Genomic DNA, 18,074 nt, shown 5'->3' with positions numbered 1-18,074 from the left:
GCAACCGTTTAGACGGCGGGGAACCCGGCATTTAGAATAAATAACTGTGTGTTAATTGCGCACCTACGGATCTTTCGAAGAGAAGAAGGACTATCAGTGACTAACCCAGCCGCGGAGAGCCCCCAGCGTCCCTTGAGGGTCGCCATTATCGGTGCAGGCCCCGCCGGTGTTTACGCCGCCGACATCCTTACCAAGGCCGAGCGGGACTTTGAGGTCAGCATTGACCTTTTCGACCAGTACCCCGCCCCTTACGGCCTGATCCGCTACGGGGTGGCACCCGACCACCCGCGGATCAAGGGCATCGTCAACGCCCTGCACAAGGTGCTGGACCGCGGCGACATCCGCTTCCTCGGCAACGTCAACTACGGACGCGACCTGACGCTGACGGACTTCCGGCACTTCTATGACGCCATCATCTTCGCCACCGGCGCCATCAAGGACGCACCCCTGAACGTGCCCGGCGTCGAGCTGGAAGGCTCCTTCGGCGGAGCCGACTTCGTCTCCTGGTATGACGGGCACCCGGACGTTCCGCGTGAATGGCCGCTGGACGCGAAGGAAGTTGCCGTGATTGGCAACGGCAACGTAGCCCTCGACGTCGCGCGCATCCTTTCCAAGCACGCCGATGACCTGCTCACCACGGAGATCCCGGCGAACGTCTACGAGGGCCTGAAGAAGTCCCCGGTGACGGATGTGCACATCTTCGGACGCCGCGGCCCGGCGCAGGTGAAGTTCACGCCCCTGGAACTGCGCGAGCTTTCGCACTCACGCGACGTCGACATTGTGCTCTACCCCGAGGACTTTGAATTCGACGAGGGCTCTGATGAGCAGATCCGCACGAACAACCAGACCAAAACCATGGTCAACACCCTGACCAACTGGTTGGTGGAGGAGCAGGACACCGGCGCCTCCCGCCGCCTGCACCTGCACTTCCTGCACAGCCCCGTGGAGATTTACGACGACGCCGCGAACCCGGGCAAGGTTGCGGGCATGAAGTTCGAACGTACGGAACTGGACGGAACCGGCAACGTACGCGGCACCGGCGAGATTGTTGACTACCCCGTCCAGGCCGTATACCGGGCCATCGGCTACTTTGGCTCCGAGCTGCCCGAGGTGGGCTACGACGAGCGCCGCGGCGTGATCCCGAACGAGGGCGGCCGCGTCATCAACGAAGACGGCACCCCCGTCCCGGGCATCTACACCACGGGTTGGATCAAGCGCGGCCCGGTGGGCCTGATCGGGCATACCAAGGGTGATGCGCTGGAGACCATCGGCTTCCTGCTCGAGGACCGGCTGAACCTTCCCGCCGCCTCGCACCCGGATCCCTCCTCCATCATCGAGCTGCTGGAGGAACGGGGCGTCAAATACACCACTTGGGAGGGCTGGCTGAAGCTGGATGCCTACGAGCGCAGCCTCGGCGCCTCCTACATCCACCCGGATTCGACTGCTGCCGAACTCGTCCGCGAGCGCGTCAAGGTGGTTGACCGCGAGGAAATGACCCGCATCTCCCGCGGCGAATAAGCGAATCGCCGGCCCAGCCGGCCGCAAAGGAGGGCCGCAGTCCAGCTGGACTGCGGCCCTCCTTTGTCTATGCGCGTCCCTGTGCACTGCCAGACGACGACGACGGCGACGCCGGCCCCGCCCGCCAACCCGCCGGCCCCCGACGCTGCCGACGACGGCCCCGCATCCCCGCCCGACCCACGGCGACGACGCCGGCCCCGCCCGCCCACGGCGACGTCGGACCCACGGCGACCGGCCGGAGCACAGGAATAAGTTACGCGGTGGAAACCAGTGGAGCCCGCCGGGCCCAGAAGGTACTCTTGCCACCATCCGGCCCGCGGGTTTCCTGCGGCGGTTCTCCCAATCAGAGTGGATAGGCGGAGCGGTGGATACTTCGGCTGGCGTCACCGGGCAGGAGTCCGCCCTGCACGCCCACGAGCAGCTGAGCCCGGGCCGCCCGGTACCCAGCCTCCTGCGCGAGCCGGTCCGCGAGTCGTGGCAGCGTTCGCTCGGCTATTCCCGCAACCCCGATGTCGACACTCCTGTCCTGGCCTTTGAACCGGAAGAACTGCGGGAGTACCGGAAGGTCCACCCGCTGCACGTGGTGATGCCCGTAATCCAGCGGCTCTTGGTGCAGCCTGCTGCGGACAGCGGGCTCCTGGTGGCGGTGGGGGACCAGCACGGCCGCCTGCTGTGGGTGGAGGGGGACGAGGACCTGCGCCGCCGCGCGGAGGGCATGTACTTCATGCCGGGCACCGACTGGTCCGAGCCGTCCATTGGTACCAGCGCCCCGGGCGCGGCACTAGCCGGCGGAACGGGCATCCAGATTGCCGGGGCCGAGCACTTCAACCGCAGGGTCCATTCCTTTAACTGCACTGCCGTTCCGGTCCGGGACCCGGACTCGGGGACGGTAATCGGCGTCGTGGATATTACCGGGGGCGTGGCCGCCGTAGCACCGCACACCCTGTCCCTGATTGAGGCCGCTGTGGACGCGGCCCAGTCGCACCTGCGGATCGAGCGGCTGGAAGCCCGTGAGCGCAGCCGCAGCGGGCGGCGGCTGCGCCGGCTCGAAACGGTCCGCGCTGGGTTGTACCGTGACAGCCTGCAGATCCTGGGCCGCGACCATGCCCTCCTGAACGTGGGCGGAGCGTCACTGCAGCTCAGCGGCCGGCACGCAGAACTGCTGACCCTGCTCGCGCTGAACCCGCAGGGGCTCACCGCCGACGAGTTGGCCGCCATGGCGTATCCGGAGACCGCAGCGCCAGCCACGGTCCGGGCCGAGATGCTGCGCCTGCGCGCCATGCTGGCGCGGTTCGCGGACGGTCCGCAGGGGCTCGTGCCCCAGTCCCGGCCCTACCGCCTGCCCCGGGAGCTGGTGGTAGATGCCCGGCAGGTACTCAGCTACCTCGAACACGGTGCCCACCGCCTGGCGCTGAACATTTATGCCGGTCCGGTGCTGCCGCGCTCCGAAGCTCCGGCTGTGTCCGGCCTCCGGGCCGAAGTGTCGTCGGTCCTGCGGGAAACCATGCTTTCGGACGCATCTCCGGACCTCCTTGCCCAGTACCTCAAGCTGGAGGAAGCGGAGGACGACGTCGAGGGCTGGGCTGTTCTGCTGCGCCTGCTGCCGCCGGACTCTCCGCGGAGGGCCGCCGTCGTCGCCCGCTTGGAGCGCCTGGACCGTGAACTGGGGCTGAACCGTGAGCCGGGGCTGAACCGTGAACGGGGCGTTCCCCGGCCGGGCCCGCTTGGGGTCCGGTCATGGGGGAGAGCCGCAGGCTCGTCAGCAGCCCGGCAATACCAGGCCCGAACGTAACTGGAAGCGCGCCTATGCAACGTACATGCAACGTTGTGCTGCCTACCCTCAAAATATCCGCAGGCGGCCCGCTACGCCCCTGTGACCAGCACGCGGCCGCCGTCCAACGGTTGACCGCACGGAAGAGGGAGCTCAACGATGAGTGTTTATGCCCAGCCAGGCACCGAAGGCGCCAAAGTCACCTTCAAACCGCGCTACGAGAACTGGATCGGCGGGGAATGGGTGGCCCCGGTCAAAGGCCAGTACTTCGAAAATATTTCACCGGTCACCGGCAAGCCGTTCTGCGAAGTGGCTCGGGGAACCTCGGAGGACATCGATCTGGCCCTGGATGCGGCGCACAAGGCCGCTGGGGCATGGGGCAAGACGGCGGTGGCCGAGCGCGCGCTGGTCCTGAACCGGATTGCTGACCGGATCGAAGCCAACCTGGAAATGCTGGCCGTGGCCGAAACCTGGGACAACGGGAAGCCCGTCCGGGAAACCCTGGCGGCGGACCTGCCGCTGGCGGTGGACCACTTCCGCTACTTTGCCGGCGCCATCCGGGCCCAGGAAGGTTCGATCTCGCAGATCGACGACAACACCACCGCTTACCATTTCCATGAGCCCCTCGGTGTGGTGGGCCAGATCATCCCCTGGAATTTCCCCATCCTGATGGCCACCTGGAAGCTGGCTCCGGCGCTTGCCGCCGGCAACGCCGTCGTTCTCAAGCCCGCGGAACAGACCCCGGCGTCGATCATGGTGCTGATGGAACTTATTGCGGACCTGCTGCCGGCAGGCGTGTTGAACGTGGTCAACGGTTTCGGCGTGGAAGCGGGCAAGCCGCTGGCTTCCTCGAACCGGATCCGCAAAATCGCCTTCACGGGCGAGACCACCACCGGCCGGCTGATCATGCAGTACGCCAGCCAGAACCTCATTCCGGTCACCTTGGAACTGGGCGGCAAGAGCCCGAACATTTTCTTCTCCGACGTCGCGGCAGCCGATGATGCTTTCTACGACAAGGCGCTGGAGGGCTTCAACATGTTCGCCCTGAACCAGGGCGAGGTCTGCACCTGCCCCTCGCGGGCGCTGGTCCAGGACTCCATGTACGACTCCTTCATGGCCGACGCCCTGGCCCGCACTGCCCAGATGGTGCAGGGCAACCCGCTGGACACCAACACCATGGTCGGCGCGCAGGCCTCCAATGACCAGTTGGAGAAGATCCTCTCCTACCTGGACATCGGCCGGCAGGAGGGCGCGAAGGTCCTGGCTGGCGGCTCCCGGCGGATCCTCGACGGCGACCTGGCCGACGGTTTCTACGTTGAGCCCACGGTCTTCGAGGGCAGCAACAGCATGCGGATCTTCCAGGAGGAGATCTTCGGCCCGGTGGTGTCGGTGACCCGTTTCTCCGACTACGGGGAAGCGCTGGCCATCGCCAACGACACGCTGTACGGCCTGGGTGCCGGTGTGTGGTCCCGGGACGGGAATACTGCCTACCGGGCGGGCCGGGATATCCAGGCCGGCCGGGTCTGGGTAAACAACTACCACGCCTATCCCGCCCACGCGGCCTTCGGCGGCTACAAGTCCTCCGGCATTGGGCGTGAAAACCACGCCATGATGCTGGACCACTACCAGCAGACCAAAAACCTGCTGGTCAGCTACGCCGAAAACAAGCAGGGCTTCTTCTAGGAACCTGCCGGCCCGCCTAGGCTTGGTTACGCCCTACCTCCGATCGGATTGAGGATTGAATGGCCAGCATGCAAGCAGCAGTAGTGAACCAGCTGGGTGCAGGCAGTGTCGATGGCCGGGTGGTGATCGGGTACTGATGGATACCGCACCTGTCTCCACTCTGGACGCGGCGGCGGCGCTGCCCGGGGAAGATTTCTCCCGGGTGGCGCTCACCCCGTCAGCGCAGGAACTGCTGCGCGTCCTCCGGCAACAGCACGGTCCGCTGATGTTCCACCAGTCCGGCGGCTGCTGCGACGGCTCCTCGCCCATGTGTTACCCGAAAGGGGAGTTCCTTACCGGGGACGCTGACGTGCTGCTGGGAGTCTTCGATCTGGACGGGGACGAACTGGAGTTCTGGATGTCGCGGGAACAGTTCGAATACTGGAAACACACCCACCTGACCGTGGATGTGGTGTCCGGGCGCGGCAGCGGATTCTCCGTGGAGGCCCCCGAAGGTAAACGGTTCCTCATCCGGTCCCGTCTGTTCAGCTAGCCGGCAAATAGTAAGCTGGCTGTTGAACCTGCCGTTTTGCACGGTAGGGTGCAGATGGACGGTACTTATCGAGGCCCAGTGAGGGCGGGAGAAGAGGAAGACCATGGTTAAGAAGTTTGTATTCCTGGCCGGCTTGGGTGCAGGCTACCTGGCCGGCTCCAAGGGCGGCCGCGAGAAGCTGATGAAGCTCTGGAACGATCCCAAGGTTCAGGACACCGTGTCCCACGGTACCGACTGGGCCAAGGAGAAGGCCCCGGGCCTGCAGGACAAGGTCACGGGCGCCGCTAAGGACGCTGCTTCGAAGGTCAAGGGCTCCTCGAGCGGGTCCGGATCCACTGCCGGCAGCAGCTCCAGCAGTACCGGAACCAGCAGCACCGGCTCCGCAGCAGGGTCCTCTGCGGCCGGAGCCAACGGTTCCTTCACCAACGGCGGCGAGCACAAGATGTCGCCGGCCGAGCCGCAGCCGGAGGCCTAGGCTCAGCTCCAAACGCAGCACAACGCAACGGATGGGCGGACGAAAGTCTGCCTGTCCGTTGCGTTTTGTGTATTCCGGAACCCGCAGGGTGCCGGGCACGTTGGGTAGGCGTGGGACGCGTGCGGATCCTCGGAACCGTCAGCCGCCAGCGAAAATTGCGCTGCGGAACCGGAAATGGGAATAGCGCGCAACGGTACGTCCGTTATGTTCGGCTAGTATCGAGTGCCCGGAAAGAACACAACAACGGATTTGGAGTGTGAGCCGAGAAAATGGCTACAGATTACGACGCACCGCGCAAGACTGAGGAAGATGCCGGCACTACCTCCTCCATCGAGGAACTCCAGGCCCGGCGAACCGACAAGCAGTCTGCCGTAGTTGACGTCGATGAAGCCGAAGCGGCCGAAGGATTCGAACTGCCCGGCGCTGACCTCTCCGGCGAAGAACTGCTGGTGCGGGTAGTGCCGCCCCAGGAAGACGAGTTCACGTGCAACTCCTGTTTCCTTGTCCGTCACCGCTCCCAGCTGGCCGTGGAAAAGAACGGCCTGGCCTACTGCAAGGACTGCGAGGGCTAAGCGCCTTCTCCCTGCCGCCGCACCTCCTCCGGTCCGGCGGCTGCCTGCTTTAACCGCGTGTTGGAAAGGGGGTGGCCGGGTAATGACAGGAACGACGACGGCGGTGCTGCTTGCCGCGGGTGCCGGCACCCGTTTGGGGCTGGGGCCGAAGGCGATGCTGCCGTTCCGTGGCCGACCCCTGATTGAACACCAGGTGCGGGTGCTGCGGGACGGCGGGTGCGCCACGGTACTGGCCGTGCTCGGCGCCGGCAGGGGAGACATCCTGGCCGCGGCCAGACTGCAGGACGCCCGCCCGGTGCTCAACCCCGACTGGCAGCGCGGCATGGGTACCAGCTACCGCAGCGGCGTTGCGGCAGCCCTGGCACTGTGTCCGGGGGCGGTGCTGGTGGCCCTGGTGGATCAGCCGGGCCTGACCGCCGCCGTCGTCGCCCGGCTCCTGGCCGCCGGGAGGCCAGGCCGGATCACCGCCGCGGGTTACCGTGATCCGGGATCGGACCGGCTGCGGCGCGGCCATCCGGTGCTGTTCGATGCGGCGCTGGCGGCCCGAAGCCTTGAACCCGGTGAAGCCGCTGATGACGGCGATGCAGGCGATACCGGAGCTCGGCACTTCCTGGCCGCCCATCCGGACCTGGTGGACTTAATTGACTGCTCGGACCTGGCCGACGGGCGGGACGTAGACAGCGAAGCGGACCTTGTCCTGTTAGACTGAAAACTTCGTAGGGGAGTATCCCGAAACGCAGATATCCGTCAACACGTGGAGCACCGACGCTCCGCCGGATTCCGCGGCCGCCCGCCAGGGTCGGCGGGAGAGACCTATGCTCCTTTGGCATACCCTACGAAAGCAGACATCTCATGACTGTTTCCCCCATGGTCTGGGGAGTGACCATTGTGGTCATCCTGGCCCTTCTGGCCTTTGATTACTTCTTCCACATCCGCAAGGCGCACATTCCCACCCTCAAGGAAGCGGCCATCTGGTCCTCCATCTACGTGGGCGTGGCGATAGTCTTCGGCATCATCGTGTTTGTCCTTGGCGGCAGCCAGATGGGTACGGAGTACTTCGCCGGGTACATCACCGAAAAAGCCCTGTCGGTGGACAACCTGTTTGTCTTCCTGATCATCATGGCGAGTTTCCGGGTGCCGCGTGAGGACCAGCAGAAGGTCCTGCTCTTCGGCATTGTCTTCTCGCTGATTGCCCGCACCGCCTTCATCTTCCTCGGCGCAGCACTGATCAATTCCTTCTCCTGGATCTTCTACCTCTTCGGCCTGATCCTGCTGATCACCGCCGGAAACCTGCTCAAGCCCGAAAGCACCGAGGGCGACGACGAAGCCAACAACTTCATCATCCGGCTGGCCCGGAAGATCTTCCACACCTCGGACTCCTACGACGGCGACAAGCTGTTCACCATGGAGAACGGCAAGCGCGTCCTGACGCCCATGCTGCTGGTCATGGTGGCCATCGGCGGTACCGACATCCTCTTCGCGCTGGACTCCATTCCGGCCATCTTCGGCCTGACCCAGAACGTCTACATTGTCTTCACCGCCACCGCGTTCTCCCTGATGGGACTTCGCCAGCTGTACTTCCTGATCGACGGCCTGCTGGACCGCCTGATCTACCTGACCTACGGCCTGGCCGCCATCCTGGCCTTCATCGGCGTCAAGCTTGTCCTGCACGCCCTGCATGAAAACACCCTGCCGTTCATCAACGGCGGCGAGCATGTACCGGTCATTGAAATCACCACCACGCTGTCCCTTTCCGTCATCATCGGCGTGCTGGTGGTCACCGTCATCGGTTCCCTGGTCAGCCCGGCGGGCAAGGCCATGACGGCGGTCAACAACGCCCGCCGCCATGCCGACGCCTACCTGGACCTGTCCTACACTGCCGATCCGGCCGAGCGCGAGCGGGTGTACAAGGCACTGTGCGACGAAGAGCAGGACATCCTGAAGATGGACCTCAAGTACCGCGACAAGGTCAAGGACATCGGGGAGATCCGCGAAACCGTGGCCCGCGCTCACAGCGAGCACGAGCGCTACCTCTCCCGCTAGGAAACAGCACCAGTCCCGGCCCAACCCGCCTGGACGGCAACAACGCCCGGGCAGCGACACCGCTGCCCGGGCGTTGTTGTGCGGCTTCCCGGGGCTTCCGCAAGGCTCGGGGGTTTCCGCACGGCTCCGGGGCTTCTGCAAGGCTCCGGGGCTTCCCGGCGGCACTTCCGGTCCGGTTCAGCCTTCCCTGACGGTCCGTTCTGGCGGTCCGTTCTAGCGGTCCGTTTCCTGGCGGTGCAGCCGCGGGATGCTGCCTGCCGCCGCCATCCGTCCACCCGCCCGGCGGACCGCCATCCCCAGGCAGACTCCGGACACCAGTCCGCCAAGCCCGCCCGCGGCCAGGTCCCCCATGGTGTCCCCGTAGCCCACGTTGATACTCCCGTCGACAAAGGCGTTGCCCCACCATTCGCCCATCTCCCATAGGACACTCAGCGCCAGTCCCAGGGAGAGCACCAGGACGGGCACAACCAACGGCAGGGAGCGCGAGGGGCGGTGCGGACGGCGTACGGCCGGGACCGCGTTGAACTGGACCAGCAGGAAGTAAGACATGGCGGCAAGAACACCCGTGGCCGCGCAATGGATGGCCAGGTCCCACCAGGAGATGCGGGCATACAGGTCCGCCACGCTGCTCCATGCCGCCAGCAGCAGCACCAGGCCGTACGCCGTGTCGAATCCCGGAATCACGTCCAGGCTGCGGGCAACCAGCAGCCCCAGCAGCACCAGCAGGAACAGGGCGGTTTCCACCGGTCCCAGCAGCAGGAGTGCGCCGGCCACGCTGAGGATGCCCAGCGCACGCACCACGTCCGCAATGACTTCCCCGCGGGTCTCCGGCGGCCGGAGCAGTGCATCGATCATCCTCATACGGTAGCCCGGCCGCGGCTGCGGCAGGAGGGGGCGCGGGGATCCGCGAACCGGGGACCACAGCCGCCCCACGCTAAACTCGGCGCATGTCCACTGTGCTTCCGCCCGTTACCGTGGTGATCCCATGCCGCAATGATGCCGCGCTGCTGGAAGCCTGCCTGCAGTCACTGGCCGGACAGAGCCTCGCGCCGCGGGAAATCGTGGTGGTGGATAACAACAGCACCGATGCCAGCGCTGAAACGGCGCGCCGTTTCGGCGCCCGGGTGGTCTTTGAGCCGGTGCCCGGTATTCCGGCCGCGGCAAGCGCCGGGTACGACGCCGCGTCCGGCCCGCTCGGCGCGGACACAGTTGCGGCAGGTGCCGCAGCCGGCCCGGCGACGGTCCCGGAACCGGACCTGATTATTGCCCGATGTGACGCCGATTGCGTGCTTCCCCGGGATTGGGTTCAGCGAATAGCTGAATCGTTCGCCGCGGACCCGGATTTGGAAGTGCTCAGCGGGCCCGGGGTGTTCTACGGAATGTCCCCGCGCGCCGGACGGCTGGTTTCCCGCCTGTATCTGGGCTCCTACTACCTGGCCATGGGATCGGCCCTGGCGCACTGGCCGTTTTTCGGGTCCAACCTGGCTCTGCGGGCACGTACCTGGCAGGACGTCAGCGGGCAGGTGCACCGTGAGGATGCGCAGATGCACGACGACGTGTGCCTCAGCTTCCATTTGGGTCAGGGCCGCCGCTGCAGGCGGGACCGGAGCCTGGTTGTCGGGATGGCACCGCGGGCCGTGCAGACCAGGGCCAACCTGGCCCTGCGGTTCCGCCGGGCCTTCCACACTCTCGTCTCCCACTGGCCACAGGAATATCCGTGGGTGCGCTGGGGCAGGCGCTTTGCCCGGGGCTGAAAGGGCACCGAGGAAGACGGTTTGAGTGCCCTGCGAAGCGCGGAAGTCCGTTGCCGCCGTGCCTGGCCCGCAGGCCCGGGGAATCCCGTCTAGGGGTAGAGCAGGGGCAGCTGCAGCACGAGCCACGGGCTGAACGCCCAGGGGGTCAGCCGCACCGCATCAACCAGCGGCACGGGGTCAACCCACTGCCAGTCCATGACCTCGTCCTCCGCCGGCACCGGATCCGCGTCGGCAACCGCGGTGTAGACCGGGCAGATTTCATGCTCCACAATCCCGGAGGCGTCCACGGCGCGGTAGCGGAAATCGGGCAGGCGCAGGGTCAGATCGCGGACCTGAAGGCCCAGTTCGCGCTCCGCCCGCCGGCGGACCGCGTCCTCGTTTGGTTCGCCGGGGCCGGGGTGGCCGCAGAACGAATTGGTCCACACTCCCGGCCAGGTCAGCTTGGACAGAGCGCGCCGGGTCACCAGCAGCTGGCCGCGGGTGTTGAACACATGCGTGGAGAACGCCAGATGCAGTGGAGTGTCGGTGGTGTGCACCCCGGCCTTGTCCCGGGTGCCCAAGGCATGGCCGTCATTGTCAACCAGAACCACCAGTTCTGCGCGGCCTGTCATTTCTTCCACTCGTCCCATACGTGTTTACTTTACCTATGCAGACGCACCCCCCGCTCGAGCTGAACACCGGCCAGGAGCAGGTAGAGGCAGTCCTGAACCGGTTCTTCGAACAGGCCAAGGAACGGGCAGTCAAGCTCGGCTCCAGCTACCTGTCCCTGTGGCAGGCCTTGGAGGATTCCACGGCCGGGGGGAAGCGGGTGCGTCCGCGCAGCCTGCTGACCGCCTATCTGCACCTTGGCGGGACGGACATCCGCGCCGCTGCGCACGTAGGTGCCGCTTTCGAGCTGCTGCATACGGCGTTGATTGTGCACGATGACGTCATTGACCTGGATTTCTCCCGCCGGGGCCACTCCAATGTTTCCGGTGTGTACCGGGACCTGGCTGCATCAGCGGGCGCGGGGGAGGGCGCTGCACGGCACCGCGGCCTGTCCGCCGGGGTTATTGCCGGAGACCTGGCCCTGACCGGTGCGTTCCGGCTGCTGGACAGTGCCGGAGTGGACACGGACCTGCGGCTCCGATTGGCGGAAATCCTCGATGACGCCGTCTTTGCCTCCGCCGGAGGCGAGCTGATCGACGTCGACTTTTCCTTCCACCCCGGTGCCCCGCCCATTTCCGAAATCCTGCACATGGAACGCCTGAAGACCGCCGTGTACTCCTTCGAGGCGCCGCTGCAGGCCGGCGCCGTGCTTGCCGGGGCGTCCGACGACGTTGTGTCCACTCTGGGCCTGTACGGACAGGACATCGGTATCGCCTACCAAGTCGTGGATGACCTGCTGGGCGTGTTCGGCGCCGAAAGCGCCACCGGCAAATCCAGTTTCTCCGACCTGCGCGAGGGTAAGCGCACCGTGCTGGTCTCCTATGTGGCGGATAAGCCGGAATGGGCCGAACTGTCCGGGCTGATCGGCAACCCCGACCTCACCGTCCGCGATGCCGCCCGTGCCCGCGAACTGCTCGTATCCTCCGGCGCCCGGGACCACGCCCGCGAGTTGATGCAGGAATACGCAGACCGGGCACGGCAGCACCTGGACTGCCCGGCCGTGACGCCTGGACTGCGCGCCGCGTTGTCCGCCGTCGTTGACGACGCCGTGAACCGGGGACGCTAGGACGTGGCAGCAGAGCAGGGGCTGGCCCTCTACAACACTGTGTCCCGGCAGACCTCGGCCGTCCTGATCCGGAACTATTCAACATCCTTCGGGCTGGCTTCCCGGCTGCTGTCCGCGCGTACCCGGATGCAAATCGAAACCATCTACGCGCTGGTGCGGCTGGCCGATGAAATCGTCGACGGCGTGGCTGCGGCGGCCCACATTCCGCGCGCAGAGATCGGGGTGCTGCTCGATGAACTCGAAGCGGACACAGAACGTGCGCTCCGGACCGGCTACAGCACCAACCTGGTGGTCCACGCCTTCGCGCTGACCGCCCGCGGGACCGGCATCGGCACGGACCTCACGCGCCCCTTCTTTGCCTCCATGCGGGCGGACCTGGACCAGGCAGAGCACACCGCGGCCAGCTTCAATGACTACGTCTACGGCTCGGCCGAAGTCATAGGACTGATGTGCCTGCAGTGCTTCCTGTACGGGATCTCCCTGCCCGAGGACCAGGCCAAACGGCTGCGGGAAGGCGCCCAGCGGCTGGGCGCGGCATTCCAGAAGGTCAACTTCCTCCGGGACCTGGCGCAGGACTTCGAGGCCCTGGGCCGCAGCTATTTCCCCGGCGTTACCGTTGCGGCGTTCACCGAAGCGGACAAGAACCGGATCCTGGACGGGATCGACGCCGACCTGATCGTGTCCGGCGCGGCGGTGGCGCAGCTGCCGCCGGGCTGCCGTGCCGCCGTCGCTTTGGCCCAGGACCTGTTCAGCGAGCTCGCCCGCCGGCTCCGGGACACCCCGGCCGAGCAGCTGCGCAGCACCCGCATCCGGGTGCCCAATCCGGTCAAGGCCCGGATAGCGGCCCGGGCGCTGCTGACCCGCAAAGTGGCCGCCCGGCCGGTATCCCCAACCGCCCCGAACGGAAGGCAACCATGAGCACGAGTCCGCGCACCGCCGTCGTAATAGGCGGCGGCATCACGGGTCTGGCCACAGCCGCGCTGCTGGCACGCGAAGGCCTCTCGGTGACCGTGCTGGAAAAGCAGCCCGAAACCGGCGGCCGTGCCGGCAGCTGGGAAACCGGCGGCTTCCGCTTCGACACCGGTCCGTCCTGGTACCTGATGCCGGAAGTCTTTGACCACTTCTTCCGGATGCTCGGGACCTCCGCCGCAGCGCAGCTGGACCTGGTCCGGCTGGATCCCGGCTACCGGGTGCTGTTCGAGGATGAGCCCGAACCGGTGGATATTGCTGCCACCCGCGAGGCCAACATTGCGCTCTTTGAATCCCTTGAACCCGGCGCCGGACCGCGCCTGGCGGAGTACCTCGAGTCCGCCGAAGAGGTCTACGCGATGGCGAAAAAGCGGTTCCTCTACTCCACGTTCGCCTCGTTCGCCCCGCTGCTGCGCGCCGACGTGCTGCGCCGGGGACCCCGGCTGGCCCGGCTGCTGCTCGAACCGCTGAGCACCTTCGTGGCCAAACGCTTCACCGATCCGCGGATCCGGCAGATCCTGGGCTACCCGGCTGTGTTCCTGGGTTCCTCGCCGTTCACCACGCCCAGCATGTACCACCTGATGAGCCGGCTGGACCTTGCTGACGGGGTGCTGTACCCCATGGGCGGCTTCGCCCGGATGGTATCCGTGATCGGCGACCTGGCCCGCGCCGAGGGCGTTCGGATCCTCACCGGAGCAGAGGTCACCGGTATCCGCACCACCGCCGCCGGCCGGCGCAAACCACGCGTTGCCGGTGTCCGCTACCGGGACGCCGGGGGAGCCGAAGCGTCCCTGGACGCGGACCTGGTGGTCTCGGCCGCGGATCTGCACCACACCGAAACCGCCCTGCTGCCGGCCGAACTACAGACCTACCCGGAGAGGTACTGGCAGCGCCGCGTTCCCGGTCCCGGCGGGCTGCTGCTGCACCTGGGCGTGCAGGGCAAGCTCCCGCAGCTGGAACACCACACCCTGCTGTTCACCAAGGACTGGGAAGCGAACTTCGGGAAGATCTTCGGCAAGGAAACGTCCGTGCCGGATCCGGCCTCCCTGTATGTATGCCGGCCCAGCGCCACGGACCCGGATGCGGCCCCTGACGGCCACGAGAACCTGTTCGTCCTGGTACCCGTACCGTCCGACCCGTCACTTGGCGCCGGCGGCATTGACGGCGCGGGGGACCCCCGGATCGAAAAAATGGCCGACGCCGTAATTGCCCAGCTTTCGGCCTGGGCCGGCATTCCCGACCTGGCCGAGCGGATCATCATCCGCCGCACGGTGGGGCCGCAGGATTTCGTGACGGATCTAAACTCGTGGCGCGGCACGATGCTGGGTCCGGCGCACATCCTTAAGCAAAGTGCCTTTTTCCGCGGCACCAACGCCAGCCGGAAGGTGGACGGGCTGCTGTACGCCGGCGGGTCCACGCTGCCCGGCATCGGCCTGCCGATGTGCCTGATCAGCGCCGAACTGGTGCTCAAGCGGCTGCGCGGGGAGACGGGCACCGAGGCGCTGCCCGAGCCGGCACCGTGGTCTGCTGCTGCTGCGCCGGCTGCGGGCCCCGGACATGCTTCCCCCGGACTGGAAACATCAGGACTGGATCTATCTGGGGCGGAGGACGCCTGATGGGAGTGCTGTACCTGCTTTTCCTGCTGCTGTCCCTGGGGTGCATGGCCCTGCTGGACCACCGGTTCCGGCTGTTCTTTTTCGCCGATGCCCGCCGCGCCGGGATTGTTCTGGTCCTCGGGGTCTTGTTCTTTACCGCTTGGGACCTGGCCGGCATCGGCGCGGATATCTTCTACCGCGGAGAGACCCCGTTTATGCTCGGCCTCGCCCTGGCCCCGCACCTTCCCGTGGAGGAGATCTTCTTCCTGGCCTTCCTCTGCTATCTGACCATGGTGGTTTTCGGCCTGGTCCGGCTGGCCGCCGGACTCGCTGCGGAACGGGGCGCGAACCGGGCGGCCGTACGGATGCAGGGCCGCGCGCCCGGGCAACCGGGGCACCCCGGGCAACCAGGGCAACCAGGGCGCAAGCCGGTGCGTAAACCGACGGAGCGGCCGCAGCCATGACGTACTGGACCCTTAACGCGTTTTTCCTGCTGCCGGCCGCCGGAGTATGCGCCGCAGCACTGCTGGCCAGGCGCCGCCGGCCGCGCTTCTACGCCGCGGCAGCGGCCGTTACGGCCGCCGTCCTGCTGGCCCTGACGGCGGTCTTCGACAACATGATGATCCGCGTGGGCCTGTTTTGGTACAACAATGACCGCATTTCCGGCGCGTTCGCGGGTGCCGCTCCGCTCGAGGACTTCGCCTACCCGCTGGCGGCCGTCCTATTGCTGCCCGCCCTGTGGATCCTTTTGCCGGGCCGGGCCCCCGAACCGGGCGCACCAAGGCCGGGCACTGCATCAACGCCGGACACTGCATCAACGCCGGGCACTGTATCAACGCCGGACACCGCACATCCTGCCCCTAAGGAGAATCCGTGAGCACCGGCTCCACCCGAACGGCCGGCAGCACCCTGCGGATGCTGCTGGTGTCCTCCCGGCCGCTGTCCTGGGTCAACACCGCCTACCCGTTTGCTGCCGCGTACCTGTTGACCACGGGACGCATTGACGCTGCATGGGTGATTGGAACCCTGTATTTCCTGGTGCCCTACAACCTGGCGATGTACGGCATTAACGACGTTTTCGACTATGAGTCGGACCTGCACAATCCACGCAAGGGCGGTGTGGAGGGCGCGGTCCTGGACCGCAGTTTCCACCGCGTCACCCTCTGGGCGGCACTGGCCACCAACGTGCCCTTCCTCGCCGCCCTGGTGCTGCTGGGCAGCCCGCTGTCCTGGCTGGTGCTGGCCATCAGCGTGTTCGCCGTCATTGCCTACAGCGCTCCCGGCCTCCGGTTCAAGGAGCGCCCGTTCCTGGACTCCATGACCTCCAGCACCCACTTCGTCAGCCCGGCCCTGTACGGACTGGTGCTTGCCGGGGCTGTGTTCACCCCCGGCCTGTGCGCTGTGCTGGGCGCCTTCTTCCTCTGGGGAATGGCCAGCCAGGCCTTCGGAGCCGTGCAGGACGTGGTGCCGGACCGGGAGGGCGGCATCGGGTCCATCGCCACCGTGCTCGGCGCCCGGCCCGTGGTGCGGCTTGCCGCAGCCGCGTATTTGGCTGCGGGCCTGCTGATGCTGATGACCCCATGGCCGGCCCTGCTGGGCGGGCTCCTGGCCGTGCCCTACATCCTCAACCTGCTGCCGTTCATGGGGATTACCGATTCCGGCTCCGCCGCCGCCAACGCCGGGTGGAAGCGGTTCCTGAAACTGAACTTCCTCACCGGTTTCCTGGTGACGCTGCTGATCATCTGGTACTGGCCCAGCCGGTAAGAACCCAGCCGGTAAGAACCCGGCGGGCCAGAACCCTGCCGGGTTAGAAGCCCGGCAGGCAGCAGCACACGCAAAAGCGGCCGGCCCCCGAGGGGACCGGCCGCTGCTGTCTACGCGGGCCTGCCGTAAACCGGCGTCAGCTTCTGAAGGGAGCAGTTACTCCGCGACGCCCACAAACTCGGCCTTTTCGTTGGCCGTGGTTTCGCCCTGGGCCAGGGACAGGCGCAGCTTCCCGCCAAGCGTCGCGTCAACGTTGGTCCAGTACTGGATCGCTGCTTCGCGGATGTGCGGGCGCTGCACACCGGAGATGGCACCGGTGATGGTTTCCAGGAAGCGTTCCTTGGCGGCGTCGTCGTAGACCTCGCGGTACAGGGTACCGGCCTGGACAAAGTCGCTGTCCTCGGAGTGCAGGGTCTGCGCGGAACGCACCAGGGCGCCGTCGTTCTCCCAGCTGCCCGCGCCGGCCAGCGCTGCGTCGGCCACCGGGCCGCCGAGCGTGTTCGGTGCGTAGACCGGGGTTTCCGGGCTGTTGTAGGAGAAGCGCATGGCGCCGTCCTGCGAGTAGTTGTTCACCGGAGCCTTGGGTGCGTTGACCGGCAGCTGGTTGTAGTTGGCACCTACGCGGTAGCGCTGGGCATCCGGGTAGGAGAAGATGCGGGCCATCAGCATCTTGTCCGGGCTGGCGTCGATGCCGGGAACCAGGTTCGCGGGGGACAGGGCAACCTGCTCGATCTGCGCGAAGAAGTTCTCCGGGTTGCGGTTCAGGGTGTGGGTGCCCACCTTGATCAGCGGGTAGTCCGCGTGCGGCCAGACCTTGGTCAGGTCGAACGGGTTGAACCGGTAGGTCTTGGCGTCTTCGTACGGCATGACCTGAACGTGCAGGTCCCAGGACGGGAAGTTGCCCTCGGCAATGTTCTCGTACAGGTCGCGGCGGTAGTAGTCGGCGTCGGCGCCGGCAATGCGCTCGGCTTCGGCGCCGGTGATTTCGTGGTTGCCCTGGTTGGACGTGAAGTGGTACTTCACCCAGAAACGCTCGCCCGCAGCGTTGATCCACTGGTAGGTGTGCGAGCCGAAGCCGGGCATTTCACGCCAGGAGCGCGGGATGCCGCGGTCGCCCATGAGGTAGGTGACCTGGTGGGCAGACTCGGGGGAGTTGGTCCAGAAGTCCCACTGCATGTCCGCATCGCGCAGGCCGGAGCCCGGCAGGCGCTTCTGCGAGTGGATGAAGTCCGGGAACTTGATGCCGTCGCGGATGAAGAACACCGGGGTGTTATTGCCGACGATGTCGTAGTTGCCCTCGGTGGTGTAGAAACGCATGGCGAAGCCGCGGACGTCGCGCCAGGTGTCGGGGGAGCCCATTTCGCCGGCCACCGAGGAGAACCGCTGGACGGTTTCGGTGACGGCGCCGGGGGCGAAGACAGCCGCGCGGGTGTACTTGGAGACATCCTCGGTAACTACGAATTCACCGAATGCGCCGCCGCCCTTGGCGTGCACGATGCGCTCCGGGATCCGCTCCCGGTTGAACTGGGCCAGCTTCTCGACCAGGTAACGGTCGTGGAGGGCAATGGCGCCGTCGGCACCGGTGCTCAGCGAGTGTGCGTCGCTGGCAACCGGGGTGCCGGTCTGCGTGGTGGTGAAGTTGGACATGCTGGTTCTTTCTCTGGTGCTGGCAAAAAGGGAGGAA

The 18,074-nt window shown here is 66.4% G+C and carries 18 protein-coding genes; 15 read left to right on the top strand and 3 right to left on the bottom strand.

The genetic code is table 11. The features are described 5' to 3' along the window. Positions 1-96 precede the first annotated feature (96 nt). The 8 genes from QNO06_RS13715 (at position 97) to QNO06_RS13680 (ending at position 8,594) form a co-directional block, all read left to right on the top strand. Entirely contained in the window at positions 97-1,518 is a 1,422-nt protein-coding gene (locus QNO06_RS13715; RefSeq protein ID WP_227912716.1) for an FAD-dependent oxidoreductase, read from the top strand. A gap of 364 nt (positions 1,519-1,882) precedes the next feature. Further along, on the top strand, positions 1,883-3,310 hold the full coding sequence (locus QNO06_RS13710; protein ID WP_227912717.1) for a sigma-54-dependent transcriptional regulator family protein: 1,428 nt from the start codon (positions 1,883-1,885) through the stop codon (positions 3,308-3,310). A 138-nt stretch (positions 3,311-3,448) separates the two neighbouring features. Beyond that, complete coding sequence (exaC, locus tag QNO06_RS13705; protein WP_227912718.1) at positions 3,449-4,972, top strand: acetaldehyde dehydrogenase ExaC; 1,524 nt, start codon at positions 3,449-3,451, stop codon at positions 4,970-4,972. Positions 4,973-5,108: 136 nt separating this feature from the next. Then, positions 5,109-5,504: a DUF779 domain-containing protein gene (locus tag QNO06_RS13700; RefSeq protein ID WP_227912719.1), complete on the top strand. Its 396-nt coding sequence runs from the start codon at positions 5,109-5,111 to the stop codon at positions 5,502-5,504. Between the two features lie 103 nt (positions 5,505-5,607). Further along, on the top strand, positions 5,608-5,979 hold the full coding sequence (locus tag QNO06_RS13695) for a YtxH domain-containing protein (RefSeq protein WP_227912720.1): 372 nt from the start codon (positions 5,608-5,610) through the stop codon (positions 5,977-5,979). Positions 5,980-6,248: 269 nt separating this feature from the next. Beyond that, the gene (locus tag QNO06_RS13690) at positions 6,249-6,551 is read left to right on the top strand and encodes a DUF4193 domain-containing protein (RefSeq protein ID WP_227912721.1); all 303 of its coding nucleotides are present in this window, start codon (positions 6,249-6,251) and stop codon (positions 6,549-6,551) included. Positions 6,552-6,633: 82 nt separating this feature from the next. Then, positions 6,634-7,260 (top strand): nucleotidyltransferase family protein, encoded by a 627-nt coding sequence (locus QNO06_RS13685; protein ID WP_227912722.1) that lies wholly within the window; start codon positions 6,634-6,636, stop codon positions 7,258-7,260. Positions 7,261-7,403: 143 nt separating this feature from the next. Then, positions 7,404-8,594 (top strand): TerC family protein, encoded by a 1,191-nt coding sequence (locus tag QNO06_RS13680; RefSeq protein ID WP_227912723.1) that lies wholly within the window; start codon positions 7,404-7,406, stop codon positions 8,592-8,594. Between the two features lie 213 nt (positions 8,595-8,807). Here the strand turns inward: QNO06_RS13680 and QNO06_RS13675 are convergent, their stop codons facing one another. After that, positions 8,808-9,449, bottom strand: a complete 642-nt coding sequence (locus tag QNO06_RS13675) for a DUF2238 domain-containing protein (RefSeq protein ID WP_227912724.1) — start codon at positions 9,447-9,449, stop codon at positions 8,808-8,810. Positions 9,450-9,541: 92 nt separating this feature from the next. Here QNO06_RS13675 and QNO06_RS13670 point away from each other — a divergent pair, with 92 nt between their 5' ends. Beyond that, the gene (locus QNO06_RS13670) at positions 9,542-10,348 is read left to right on the top strand and encodes a glycosyltransferase family A protein (RefSeq protein WP_227912725.1); all 807 of its coding nucleotides are present in this window, start codon (positions 9,542-9,544) and stop codon (positions 10,346-10,348) included. Positions 10,349-10,437: 89 nt separating this feature from the next. Here the strand turns inward: QNO06_RS13670 and idi are convergent, their stop codons facing one another. After that, positions 10,438-10,959: an isopentenyl-diphosphate Delta-isomerase gene (gene idi / locus QNO06_RS13665; RefSeq protein WP_227912953.1), complete on the bottom strand. Its 522-nt coding sequence runs from the start codon at positions 10,957-10,959 to the stop codon at positions 10,438-10,440. Positions 10,960-10,994: 35 nt separating this feature from the next. Here idi and QNO06_RS13660 point away from each other — a divergent pair, with 35 nt between their 5' ends. From QNO06_RS13660 to QNO06_RS13635, 6 genes are read left to right on the top strand one after another with little or no spacing between them, the layout of a single operon-like run. Further along, on the top strand, positions 10,995-12,062 hold the full coding sequence (locus QNO06_RS13660) for a polyprenyl synthetase family protein (RefSeq protein ID WP_227912726.1): 1,068 nt from the start codon (positions 10,995-10,997) through the stop codon (positions 12,060-12,062). A gap of 3 nt (positions 12,063-12,065) precedes the next feature. Next, a complete protein-coding gene (locus QNO06_RS13655) occupies positions 12,066-12,980 on the top strand; it encodes a phytoene/squalene synthase family protein (RefSeq protein ID WP_227912727.1) in 915 nt (304 codons plus the stop codon). Then, positions 12,977-14,647, top strand: a complete 1,671-nt coding sequence (gene crtI / locus QNO06_RS13650) for a phytoene desaturase family protein (RefSeq protein ID WP_227912728.1) — start codon at positions 12,977-12,979, stop codon at positions 14,645-14,647. The genes QNO06_RS13655 and crtI overlap by 4 nt, the downstream gene beginning before the upstream one ends. After that, on the top strand, positions 14,647-15,090 hold the full coding sequence (locus QNO06_RS13645; protein WP_227912729.1) for a lycopene cyclase domain-containing protein: 444 nt from the start codon (positions 14,647-14,649) through the stop codon (positions 15,088-15,090). The genes crtI and QNO06_RS13645 overlap by 1 nt, the downstream gene beginning before the upstream one ends. After that, on the top strand, positions 15,087-15,503 hold the full coding sequence (locus QNO06_RS13640; RefSeq protein WP_227912730.1) for a lycopene cyclase domain-containing protein: 417 nt from the start codon (positions 15,087-15,089) through the stop codon (positions 15,501-15,503). Before QNO06_RS13645 ends, QNO06_RS13640 begins: the two co-directional genes overlap by 4 nt. 38 nt (positions 15,504-15,541) lie before the next feature. Next, positions 15,542-16,390 carry a prenyltransferase gene (locus QNO06_RS13635; protein ID WP_231708729.1) on the top strand — a complete coding sequence of 283 codons (849 nt, stop codon included), beginning with the start codon at positions 15,542-15,544 and terminating at the stop codon, positions 16,388-16,390. Between the two features lie 156 nt (positions 16,391-16,546). Here QNO06_RS13635 and QNO06_RS13630 read toward each other — a convergent pair whose 3' ends face one another. After that, positions 16,547-18,037, bottom strand: coding sequence for a catalase (locus QNO06_RS13630; RefSeq protein WP_227912732.1), 1,491 nt, complete (start codon positions 18,035-18,037; stop codon positions 16,547-16,549). Positions 18,038-18,074 lie beyond the last annotated feature (37 nt).

This window comes from Arthrobacter sp. zg-Y20 (assembly GCF_030142075.1).
Classification (GTDB): domain Bacteria; phylum Actinomycetota; class Actinomycetes; order Actinomycetales; family Micrococcaceae; genus Arthrobacter_B.
Note: the sequence above shows the minus strand (reverse complement) of the source record. Positions and strands in the feature narration are given on the sequence as shown.